The organism is Streptomyces sp. NPDC001002 (assembly GCF_053599215.1).
Genome location: NZ_JBSFLV010000037.1, coordinates 70,577 through 81,365, shown reverse-complemented (window position 1 = coordinate 81,365; position 10,789 = coordinate 70,577). Strand labels below are relative to the sequence as shown.

Here is a 10,789-nt window from a genome sequence, read left to right as displayed (position 1 = left end):
TAACCATTTGGGGTCTTTGTTTTCTGGGGTGGTCTTCTACTTTGGGGCCCACCACAACCGCACGGCCGGGGGGCGCCGTCGGACACCGACGGCGCCCGCTTCCATGCGCGGGAAAGGTACGGACCTTTGACAACGTCGTCATAAAGTCGCTGATCAAGTGCCCTTTCGCGAACCCGGTTGTGTCGGCCGGAGGCTGCGGTATGGTCTGCCGACCCTTGGCACGGCGGATCGAGGAGCGAGCACGTGTTCAACCGGAATCGCCCCCTACGACGGGTGGCGGCCCTAGCGTCCATATCGTCCCTGGTGACCGGGTGCGGCGTGCTCTCGTCGGACTCCTCGGACGACGCGGGACCCATCGAGGTCGGGACGACCAGTGCTCCCAGCACCCTGGATCCGGCCGCGTCCTGGGACAGTTCCTGGGAACTTTTTCGCAACATCTACCAAACGTTGCTCAGTTACCCCAACGGCGCGACCACTCCCCAGCCCGACGCGGCCGACAACTGCCGCTTCACGGACAGCTCCAACACCACGTACCGCTGCGAACTGCGCTCCGGGCTGAAGTTCGCCAACGGGCACGCGCTGGACGCGAGAGCGGTCAAGTACTCCATCGACCGGATCGGGAAGATCAACGTCAACGGCGGGCCCGCCGGTCTGCTCGGCAGCCTCGACCGGGTGCAGGCGCTGGGCGACAAGGAAGTCGTCTTCCACCTCAACAAGCCGGACGCCACCTTCCCGTTCGTGCTCGCCACGCCCGCCATGTCGATCGTCGACCCCGCGAAGTACCCGGAGAACGCTCTGCGCAAGGGCAACGGGGTCGACGGATCGGGCCCGTACACACTGGCGGGCTACGAGGACGGCAAGAAGGCCGAACTCGCCAAGAACGACAACTACAAGGGGTACGCCGACCGCAGGAATGACGCCGTGACGATCAACTACTACCGGGACTCGGCCCCCATGGTCGCCGCGCTCCGGCACGGCGAACTCGACCTCGCCTTCCGGGGGTTGGACCCCGACGACGTCGTCGGACTTCAGCGGCACGACTCGGACGGGCAGTTCCAGCTCGTCGAGGGCTCCGGCACCGAGATCAACTACCTGGTCTTCAACCCGAAGGACCCGTGGGCCGGACGGGCCGTCGTCCGCAAGGCGATCGCCCAGGTCGTCGACCGCGCCGCGATCGCGCACAAGGTCTACAAGGACACCGTCGAACCGCTGTACTCCATGGTCCCCAAGGGCCTGACCGGACACACCACCGGCTTCTTCGACGACTACGGCGACCCCAGCGCAGCCAAGGCCCGCACGATGCTCACCGACGCCGGCATCACCGAGCGCGTGCCGCTCACCCTCTGGTACACGAGCGACCGCTACGGCTCCTCCACCAAGCTGGAGTTCCAGGAGCTCAAGCAACAGCTGGAGGGCTCGGGGCTGTTCACGGTCACCCTGAAGAGCCGGCCCTGGAAGACGTATGTGACGGGCTACCAGAAGGGCGAGTACCCGGTGTTCGGGCGCGGCTGGTTCCCCGACTTCCCGGACGCCGACAACTTCATCGCGCCCTTCGTCGGCGAACAGAACGCGCTCGGTACGCCCTATCCGGCGCCCGAGATCACCGGCGAACTGCTGCCGCGCTCGCGTGGCGTGAGCGACCGGGCCAACGTGGTCAGGGAGTTCGAGGAGGCACAGCGGATCCTCGTGGACGACGCCCGGCTGCTGCCGCTGTGGCAGGGCAAGCAGTACGTGGCCGCGAGCGACGACATCTCCGGTGCGGAGCAGGCGCTGGACCCGTCGACGATCATGATGATGTGGACGCTGTACCGCAAGACCAGCTGGTAGTGCGGGGTTGAGCGGTGTGCGGGCCGATTGTCAGTGCCCGCCTGTAGGTTCTGAGACCTGGCGGTGACCGCGCATCGGTCTCCGCCCACCGTTCACCGCACACCGTAAGGAAGTTGACGTGACCGACACCGCCATGCTGCCCGAGTCCTGGCGCGGAGTCCTGGGCGACGAGCTGCAGCAGCCCTACTTCAAGGAGCTCACGGAGTTCGTCGAGGAGGAGCGCGCGCAGGGTCCCGTCTATCCGCCGCGCGAGGAGGTCTTCGCCGCGCTCGACGCCACGCCCTACGAGCAGGTGAAGGTCCTGATCCTCGGTCAGGACCCATACCACGGCGAGGGCCAGGGCCACGGGCTGTGCTTCTCGGTCCGACCCGGCGTGAAGGTCCCGCCGTCCCTGCGGAACATCTACAAGGAGATGCACCAGGAGCTGGGCACGCCGATCCCGGACAACGGCTATCTGATGCCGTGGGCCCAGCAGGGCGTCCTGCTGCTCAACGCGGTGCTCACGGTCCGCTCCGGCGAGGCCAACTCGCACAAGGGCAAGGGCTGGGAGAAGTTCACCGACGCCGTCATCCGCGCGGTGGCCGACCGGCCCGACCCGGCGGTCTTCGTCCTGTGGGGCAACTACGCGCAGAAGAAGCTCCCGCTGATCGACGAGACCCGGCACGTGGTGGTCAAGGGCGCGCACCCCTCTCCGCTGTCCGCGAAGAAGTTCTTCGGCTCCCGCCCCTTCACGCAGATCGACGAGGCGGTGGCCAAGCAGGGCCACGACCCGATCGACTGGACCGTCCCGAACCTGGGCTGACCACCGCCGGGCCGGTTCCCACGGAGCCGGCCCGGTGCCGCCTGACCGGGAATGTCAGTGCCTGCGGCTAGCGTCGGTGAGGACATCGGCGAGGACAAACGACCGGCCGACGAGTGGGCGGAGTACGTGGTGGCCAAGGGACAGGAGCAGACGGCGCCCGATGCCGTGATGACACGGATCGGACAGGTCGTCATGCTGCATCACGCCGGCGACCGCGAGGAGGCCAGGGACCGCTTCCTCCAGCTGTGGGCGGAGATCGGCGAGCACGGCGACGCCCTGCACCGCTGCACACTGGCCCACTACATGGCCGACACCCAGGACGACCCCGCGGACGAACTGGCCTGGGACCTGCGGGCGTTGACGGCCGCCGAGGAACTCACGGACGAGCGGCTCGCGGAACACGAAGAGGCGAAGGCGGACGGGGGGTTCGTCGGCGGTGACGGCAAGAAGCCCGGTGCGCGCGAGGGTGCGCTCGCGGTGCGGGCGCTGTACCCCTCGCTGCATCTCAACCTGGCGGCGGACTACGTGAAGCTCGGCCGCGGAGGAGCCGCCCGCACCCATCTGCGCCGAGCCCAAGGTGCCGCCGGCTCGCTGGCGGACGACCCGTACGGGAACGGCGTACGGGCGGCCATCGGCAGACTGGAGCTGCGGCTGGAGGAGGACGACCTCAGCGGGGACGGCGGCTGGGGACCGCCACGCCAGCGGCCCTGACACACGTCCAGCTCACTCCCGCCCGCCCTCACCGCCCGTACGACTGCTTGCAGATCAGTGACTCCGGGCTGTCCGCCTTCCAGCCGCCGTACTTCCGGCCCAGCGCGCAGACGTCCGCCGTGTTCTTCGGGACCTGCTTGGTCACGTCGGGGATCTCGACGCCCGGCTGCGGCTTCGCGTGGTGCGGGTGATGCGGCTTCGGGTGCGCCTGCCGCGGGTGGGGGTGCGGATGCGGCTGCGGGTGCGAGCGGGGAGCCGGTGGCTGCTCGGCCGCGGGCGGCGCCGACCGTTTCGCGGTGCGGGGTGCCGGCTCGGTCGGGTCCGGGCGGCGGGACGGGCCGATCATCTCCAGCGCCTCGCGGGCCGGCGCCTGCACGACCTGCGGCTCCGCCCGGCCGTCGGGGCGCGGGGCGGACGGCTGGGTCGGTGCCGCGGGCGGGCCGGAGGCGGGCGGGCGCTGGACGGTCACACAGCCGGAGAGGGCCGAGACAGCCACGGTGACCAAGAGCGTTGCGGTGGTCGTCGTTCGATGCACCCGCGCAACAATGGCGTCTTCGACGGCCCGGGCGACAGCGGACGAGCACAGGTTGGCCCGCACGAGTGATCTCCGCCCCCGTACGGAGGCGGCGTGCGCGGCCCGGGTGACGTCAGTCGCCGGTGGCGCCGTCGAGGCGCTCGCGGAGCAGGTCGGCGTGGCCGTTGTGCCGCGCGTACTCCTCGATCATGTGGGTGTGCAGCCAGCGCAGGTTGAACTGCTCGCCGGTGCGCCGGTGCTTGCCCTCGGTGAGGTCGTCCAGGGCGAAGCGGGCCGCGTTGTGCCGGGCCGTCTCGATCTCGGCCTCCCAGGTGGCGCGGGCCTCGGCCCAGGTGTCCGACTCGGTGAGGTGGAAGTCGCCGTCCGGGTCCTCGTCGGTGCAGTAGATCGCGCCCGCGTCCTCGTTCGCGAGCACCCGGCGGTACCAGCTGCGCTCCACCTCCGCCATGTGCCGCACCAGCCCCATCAGGGACAGCTCGGAGGGCGCTACGGCGGCGGTCCTGAGCTGGGCGTCGGTCAGGCCCTCGCACTTCCAGGCCAGGGTCTGCCGGTGGTAGTCCAGCCAGCCCTCCAGCATGGTGCGTTCGTCGGCGGTAGTCGGGGGTTCGTGGCGCTCGATGCTCGTCATGGCCGCCATCCTCACCCGGCACGCGCCCGCCGACCAACGGTTTTGCGCCGCCGCCGTATGCTTCCGGGCAGGTAGAGGCAGGCGCAGGCAAGCGACAGGGGAGCCCAAGTGAAGGTCGGCTGCATCGGACTCGGTGACATCGCGCAGAAGGCCTACCTGCCCGTCCTCGGCGCACTCGCCGACGTGGAACTGCACCTCCAGACCCGGACACCCGCCACGCTCGCCCGGGTCGCCGACGGCCTCCACCTCCCCGCCGGGCAGCGGCACGCGACCCTCGACGCGCTCCTCGCCCAGGACCTCGACGCCGCCTTCGTGCACGCGCCCACCGCCGTGCACCCGGACATCGTGACGCGGCTCCTGGAGGCGGGTGTACCGACGTACGTCGACAAGCCGCTCGCCTACGAACTCGCCGACTCCGAACGGCTGGTGGCGCTCGCCGAGCGGCGGAACGTGTCGCTCGCGGTCGGCTTCAACCGGCGTTTCGCGCCCGGGTACGCGCAGTGCGCCGACCATCCGCGCGAGCTGATCCTGATGCAGAAGAACCGGATCGGGCTGCCGGAGGAGCCGCGCGCGATGGTCCTCGACGACTTCATCCACGTCGTGGACACCCTGCGGTTCCTGGTGCCGGGCCCGATCGACGACGTGACCGTGCGGGCGCGCGTCCAGGACGGGCTGCTGCATCACGTCGTGCTTCAGCTGGCCGGCGACGGGTTCACCGCACTCGGGGTGATGAACCGGCTGAGCGGTTCGGCCGAGGAGATCCTGGAGGTGTCCGGGCAGGACACCAAGCGTCAGGTGGTCAACCTCGCCGAGATAATCGACCACAAGGGTCAGCCGACGGTACGGCGGCGCGGCGACTGGGTGCCGGTGGCCCGGCAGCGCGGCATCGAGCAGGCCGTCCTCGCCTTCCTGGACGCGGTGCGCGCGGGAAAGGTGCTCAGCGCCCGGGATGCGCTGGCGACTCACGAACTGTGCGAGCGGGTGGTACGTGCGGTTCAGGGGTCGGCCGCCTGAGCCGCACGGCCCGCGCGCCCTCCAGCGCGCACCACAGGGCGAGCACGAGGATCGCGCCGTGCACCGGCCAGTCGCCGAAGCGGACGTACGCGGTCGTGCCGGTCGCCAGCGGGATGTCGTACACCCGGGCCGTGCTGTCGTCCGTGCCCAGCCACGGGCCCAGGCGCTGTCCGCTCGGGCCGTAGACGGCGGAGACGCCGGTCAGGGTCGCGTGGACCATCGGGCGGCCGGTCTCGGCGGCGCGCAGGGCGGCGAGCGAGGCGTGCTGCTCGGGGGCCCAGCTGTGCTGGAAGGACGACGTGGACGACTGGGCGATCAGCACGTCGGCGCCGTCCTGGGCGAGATGGCGGCTCATGTCGGGGAACGCCGACTCGAAACAGACCATCGGGCCGACGCGCAGGCCGTGTCCGACGTTCATCACCACCTGCTCGGTGCCCCGCTTGCGGTCCTCGCCGGCCGCCTTGCCGACGGAGGTCGCCCAGCCGAGCAGGGAGCGCGCCGGGATGTACTCGCCGAACGGGACGAGCCGCATCTTGTCGTAGCGGTCGCCGGTGAGGCCGTCCGGGCCGACCAGCACCGAACTCTTGTAGATGCCGGGCTTGTCGGAGCGCCGCGCGTCCACGTTCACCATGATGTCGGCGCCCGTCTCACGGGAGAGCGCGGCGATCCGCTTGGCCAGATCGGGCCGGCCTGCGAGGTCGTAGCCGACGCTGCTCTCGCCCCACACGATCAGGTCCGGATGCTGGTCGGCGAGCGTGCGGGTGAGCTGTTCCTCGCGGTCGAAGCGCTGGTCGGCGCCGACGATGACGCCCGGCTGGACGACGGCGATCCGCGTCCGCCCGTCGACGTCGGGGCGCGGTGACCACACCCAGGCCGCCGAGGTGGCGGCGGCCGTCGCGACCAGACCGGCGACCGCGGGCATCCGGGACTCGCGCACCGAGACGAGCACGGCCACGCAGACGTTGACGGCGACCACCAGGAAGCTGAGCAGCCACACCCCGCCCACCGAGGCCAGCCGCAGCGCCGGTTCCACCTGCCACTGGCTGGAGCCGAGCATGCCCCAGGGGCCGCCGAGCCCCTGCCAGGAGCGGACCAGCTCGACCATCAGCCAGCCCGACGGCAGCACGGCGAGCGCGGCCAGCACCCGTCCTGGGCCGGGCACCCCGCTCAGGAATCGGTGCACGAGCCAGCCCCACGGGGCCCACAGGGCGCCCAGCAGCACGGCGATCAGGAAGATGAACACATGCAGGCTCGGCAGCAGCCAGTGGTGCACGGCCACCAGGAACCCGAACCCGCCCCACCAGCCGTCGTACGCCGCCCGCTTCCCGGTCGGCGCGGAGCGGACAAGCAGCAGCCACGGGACCAGGGCCACGTAGGCGAACCACCACAGCGACGGGGCCGGGAACGCGAGCAGCGGCAGAGCGCCGGCCAGCACGGCGATCGCCGAGCGCCGCCACGGGGAGGCGAGCCACCGACCGACGGTCTCCATAGCGCGCCTCCCTACCCCGTGGGTGGCTCCAGTGTGCGTGTTTTCGATCATCGGGGCCAGAGTGCCCCGGGTTCAGTCGGTCACACCCGCCTTCGCCGGCTCGGGCAGTCGGCGCCACTTCTCCTGCACGAGCACCTCGGACAGCCGCCAGCCGTCGTACGTCCGCAGCAGCCCGAACGAGTAGCGCCCGCCGCACACGAAGTCCGGCGCGGCCGACTCCGTCCCGTCCGCGGCGAAGCGCATCGGATTGACGTAATCCGCCCGCACGCGCGCGGTGTCGCCGGTGTCCTGGTCCAGGGTCCCGAACGCGACCCGGCGGTTGACGATGAGATGCTGCCTCATCGAGAACAGCCGCAAGTTCTCCTCCAGCCACGCGGCCACCTGCCGCGCGTCCCCCTCGATCCCGCCGGCCGAGCGGTAGTCCGCACGCCCCTCGGGGGTGAACAGTCCTCGATACGCCTCCCAATCACCGTCGTCCACGGCCACCGCGTACTCGGTGACCACCTCGTCGACGGCCAGCCGGTCCATCACGGTCGCCAACTCCACGCGCTGCGTCATGCGATCAGTGTTGGGTGTCACGCGTGCCGGGCCAAGGGGCGCGCGACGATATTCGGTCGGCGCCCGATCAGCGCTCGGACGCGCTTTCTATACTGGCGCGATGATCAGCATCCCGATCGGCGCCCTCGAAGTGGCCATGGTCCAGGCGGGTGCCCGAGCCGTCGACACGGTACGAGACACCGCGGCCTTCGCCCAGGGCGTCGAACAACTCGGCTATCAGCGGCTCTGGTACGCCGAGCACCACCACTCCCCGGCGATCGGCGCGTTCCCGCCGGTCGTCCTGACCGCGCACGCGGCAGCGTCGACGGCGTCGATCCGCCTGGGTTCCGGGGGAGTCATGGCGCCGAACCACGCCCCGATCATGCTGGCGGAGCAGTTCGGCACGCTGGCCGCGCTGCACGAGGGGCGGATCGACCTGGGCATCGGCCGCGGTCCCGGCACCTTCGACGAGCCGACCATGCGGGCACTGCGGCGCGGCGCCGGACCGACGACGGACGCCGAGTACCGCGAGGACGTGTCCGAGATCCTGCGCCTCCTGGTGGACGAGGTGCCTCAAGGACCGCTCCCCGAGCCGTGGTTGCTGTCCTCCAGCACGGCGGGTGCCGCGCTCGCCGCGGAACTCGGCCTGCCGATCGCCTTCGCCCACCACATCCGCCCCGACAACACCCTTGCCGCGCTGGCCCATTACCGCGAGCACTTCACCCGGTCCCGCTGGTGCGAACGCCCTCGCGTGCTGCTGTGCGTGGAGACGGTGTGCGCCGACACGCAGGAGCGGGCCGCCTGGCTGGGCGGCCCGATGGACGTCGTCAAGGCCGGACTCCTCAAGGACCAGAGCGACTTCCCCTTCCCCACGCCCGAAGAGGCGGCCGCCCACGTCTTCACCGAGGGGGAGGCCCAGGCACTGGCGGGCTTCCGCGCCGCGCAGGCCAACGGCACCCCCGAGACCGTCGCCAAGCAACTGAGCGACCTGGCGGCCCTGACGGGCGCGGACGAACTCATGCTGGTGACACCGGTGTACGCGCTGGCCGACCGACTGAGGTCGTACGAACTGGTCGCGGAATTCGGCAGGTTGGAGGCGGCTTCCTGACGGGCACACGGGAAGCGGCTGCCTAGCTGTCGGTTCCCCACGCGGCCGAGTGCGGACCGAACCTGTTCTCGGTCATGTAGGCCGCCATACGAGCATTTCGCGCCCGCGCCTCGGGCCCGTCGGGCAGGTGGTAATCGCCGCCCGCCCGCGCCGAGTTGGCCTGCACCCGCGTGGCGGTCGCGAGGCGCCGGTGCACGTAGTGGTCGAGCGCGTCCGGCACTTCGGCCGGTGTCGCATCCGTGAGGGCGTCGCCGAGCACGGCCGCGTCCATGATCGCCTGGGCGGCGCCCTGGGCCTGGAACGGCACCATGGCGTGGGCGCTGTCGCCCAGCAGCGTCACCCGTCCGAGGTTCCACCGGGAGAGGGGAGTGCGGGTGTAGATGCCGTAGCGGAAGACGCGACCCGCACGTTCGAGGGCGGCCAGGACACGGGGGTCCCAGCCCGTGAACTCACGTACCTGCTCACCCGGTTCGGCCTGTGCGGTCCACGACTCCTGGGCCTCCTTGGTGCCGAACACGCCGACGAGGTTGAGGAGTTCGCCGCGCCGCACCCGGTAGTGGACGACGTGCCGGCCGGGTCCGAGCCAGCCGGCGTACTCCGGCAGGTCCAGATCGGCCACCGCGTCGGCGGGCAGCAGCGCCCGATAGGCGGCGGTCTCCGAGAAGACGGCTTCGTCGGCGCCGAAGAGCCACTGCCGGGCCGCCGACCGCACCCCGTCCGCGGCCACGACGAGATCGGCGGCCAGGCGCTCACCGCTCGCCGTCGTGACACCGGCGGACCTGTCGTCCTGGTCGATGCCCACGACAGCGGTGTTCAGGCGCACCGAGTCGGGCGGCACCTCGGCGGCCAGGGCCTGGTGCAGATCGGCCCGGTGGACCTGGAGATACGGCGCACCGAACTCCTCCTCGGCCGCGCGGCCGAGGTCGTAGCGGCAGATCTCGGACCCGTCGGACCAGGTGCGGAAGCTCACGTGGGAGGGGCGGACGGAGTGCGCGGCGACCGCGTCGAGCAGGCCGAGCCGGCGCAGTACGCGGGTGGCGTTGGGCGCGAGCTGGATCCCGGCGCCAATCTCGGTGAACCGGGCCGTCTGCTCGACGAGAGTGACCTCGTGACCGGCGCGACGCAGGCTCAGCGTCGCGGCCAGTCCGCCGATGCCCGCGCCCACGACGATCGCTCTCATGGCGTGCCCCCTCGCCCGTCGGGTGGGGCAGGCTACCGAACGGAACTCCGCTGCCGTGCCAGGCATTTCGGCCGTAGTCGCGCGTGGGATGGGTCCGAGGGGTGGGCTCCGATGGATTCCGTGTGTGACGGGGGTCGCTCAAGCCGGCCACCCAAGGGTTAGGGTGATCGATGATCGATCATCTGCCCGATGTCTGGAGGCCCCCATGACCCGCCCCGTCACGATCGTCACCGGTGGCAGCCGGGGAATCGGCGCCGCGACCTGTCTGCGGCTTGCCGCGGACGGCCACGACGTGGTCGTCGGCTACGTCCGGGACGCCGACGCGGCCGAGCGGGTGGCCGAGGGCGTGCGCAAGGCCGGCGGCCGGTGTCTCACCGTGCGGGTGGACACGTCCGTGGAGGCCGAGGTCGAGCACCTCTTCGACGTGGCGGAGTGCGAACTGGGGCCCGTGACCGGGCTGGTGAACAACGCGGGCGTGACCGGGCCGCTGGGACGCCTCGCCGACACGAAGACCGCCGACCTGCGCCGGGTCGTCGACGTCAACGTCACCGGGACACTGCTGTGTTCGCGCCGGGCGGCACAGCTGATGGCGGCGCGGGGGAGGGGTGTCATCGTCAACGTGTCCTCGGGGGCGGCCACGTTGGGCAGCCCCGGCGAGTTCGTCCACTACGCGGCGACCAAGGCGGCGGTCGACGCGCTGACGCTGGGGCTCTCCAAGGAACTCGGTCCGGACGGGGTCCGCGTCAACGCGGTGGCGCCGGGCGCCGTCGACACCGACATGCACGCCACGATGGGCGATGCCGAGCGCGCCTGGCGGATGGCCCCCGGCATCCCGCTGCGCCGACCGGGGCGGGCCGAGGAGATCGCGGCGGCGGTCGCGTGGTTGATGTCGTCGGAGGCGTCGTATGTGACGGGGGCGGTGCTGCGGGTGGCGGGCGGGCGTTGACGGCGCCGGCCT

11 protein-coding genes are annotated in these 10,789 nt (G+C 71.2%); 6 read left to right on the top strand and 5 right to left on the bottom strand.

All coding sequences use genetic code 11. The features are described 5' to 3' along the window. Positions 1–243 precede the first annotated feature (243 nt). The 3 genes from ACWDR3_RS18985 to ACWDR3_RS18975 all read left to right on the top strand — a co-directional run bounded on the left by ACWDR3_RS18985 (position 244) and on the right by ACWDR3_RS18975 (position 3,340). On the top strand, positions 244–1,827 hold the full coding sequence (locus ACWDR3_RS18985; RefSeq protein ID WP_450353643.1) for an ABC transporter substrate-binding protein: 1,584 nt from the start codon (positions 244–246) through the stop codon (positions 1,825–1,827). A 118-nt stretch (positions 1,828–1,945) separates the two neighbouring features. Further along, positions 1,946–2,629 (top strand): uracil-DNA glycosylase, encoded by a 684-nt coding sequence (ung, locus tag ACWDR3_RS18980; protein WP_450353642.1) that lies wholly within the window; start codon positions 1,946–1,948, stop codon positions 2,627–2,629. Between the two features lie 129 nt (positions 2,630–2,758). Continuing rightward, positions 2,759–3,340 carry a hypothetical protein gene (locus ACWDR3_RS18975; RefSeq protein ID WP_450353646.1) on the top strand — a complete coding sequence of 194 codons (582 nt, stop codon included), beginning with the start codon at positions 2,759–2,761 and terminating at the stop codon, positions 3,338–3,340. 28 nt (positions 3,341–3,368) lie between these two features. Here the strand turns inward: ACWDR3_RS18975 and ACWDR3_RS18970 are convergent, their stop codons facing one another. Then, positions 3,369–3,836 carry a hypothetical protein gene (locus ACWDR3_RS18970; RefSeq protein WP_450353641.1) on the bottom strand — a complete coding sequence of 156 codons (468 nt, stop codon included), beginning with the start codon at positions 3,834–3,836 and terminating at the stop codon, positions 3,369–3,371. Positions 3,837–3,987: 151 nt separating this feature from the next. Then, positions 3,988–4,503 carry a DinB family protein gene (locus tag ACWDR3_RS18965; protein ID WP_450353640.1) on the bottom strand — a complete coding sequence of 172 codons (516 nt, stop codon included), beginning with the start codon at positions 4,501–4,503 and terminating at the stop codon, positions 3,988–3,990. 108 nt (positions 4,504–4,611) lie between these two features. Between ACWDR3_RS18965 and ACWDR3_RS18960 the strand changes: the two genes are divergently transcribed. Further along, on the top strand, positions 4,612–5,517 hold the full coding sequence (locus tag ACWDR3_RS18960) for a Gfo/Idh/MocA family protein (RefSeq protein ID WP_450353639.1): 906 nt from the start codon (positions 4,612–4,614) through the stop codon (positions 5,515–5,517). Here ACWDR3_RS18960 and lnt read toward each other — a convergent pair. After that, on the bottom strand, positions 5,441–7,006 hold the full coding sequence (lnt, locus tag ACWDR3_RS18955; protein ID WP_450353638.1) for an apolipoprotein N-acyltransferase: 1,566 nt from the start codon (positions 7,004–7,006) through the stop codon (positions 5,441–5,443). The genes ACWDR3_RS18960 and lnt overlap by 77 nt on opposite strands. A 72-nt stretch (positions 7,007–7,078) precedes the next feature. After that, the gene (locus tag ACWDR3_RS18950) at positions 7,079–7,564 is read right to left on the bottom strand and encodes a nuclear transport factor 2 family protein (protein WP_450353637.1); all 486 of its coding nucleotides are present in this window, start codon (positions 7,562–7,564) and stop codon (positions 7,079–7,081) included. A gap of 100 nt (positions 7,565–7,664) precedes the next feature. On the opposite strand from ACWDR3_RS18950, the gene ACWDR3_RS18945 reads away from it, so the two are divergent. Continuing rightward, positions 7,665–8,651: an MsnO8 family LLM class oxidoreductase gene (locus tag ACWDR3_RS18945; protein ID WP_450353636.1), complete on the top strand. Its 987-nt coding sequence runs from the start codon at positions 7,665–7,667 to the stop codon at positions 8,649–8,651. A gap of 22 nt (positions 8,652–8,673) precedes the next feature. Here ACWDR3_RS18945 and ACWDR3_RS18940 read toward each other — a convergent pair whose 3' ends face one another. Beyond that, complete coding sequence (locus tag ACWDR3_RS18940; RefSeq protein ID WP_450353635.1) at positions 8,674–9,831, bottom strand: FAD-dependent monooxygenase; 1,158 nt, start codon at positions 9,829–9,831, stop codon at positions 8,674–8,676. A 205-nt stretch (positions 9,832–10,036) separates the two neighbouring features. Here ACWDR3_RS18940 and ACWDR3_RS18935 point away from each other — a divergent pair, with 205 nt between their 5' ends. After that, positions 10,037–10,777, top strand: coding sequence for an SDR family NAD(P)-dependent oxidoreductase (locus tag ACWDR3_RS18935; RefSeq protein ID WP_450353634.1), 741 nt, complete (start codon positions 10,037–10,039; stop codon positions 10,775–10,777). Positions 10,778–10,789 lie beyond the last annotated feature (12 nt).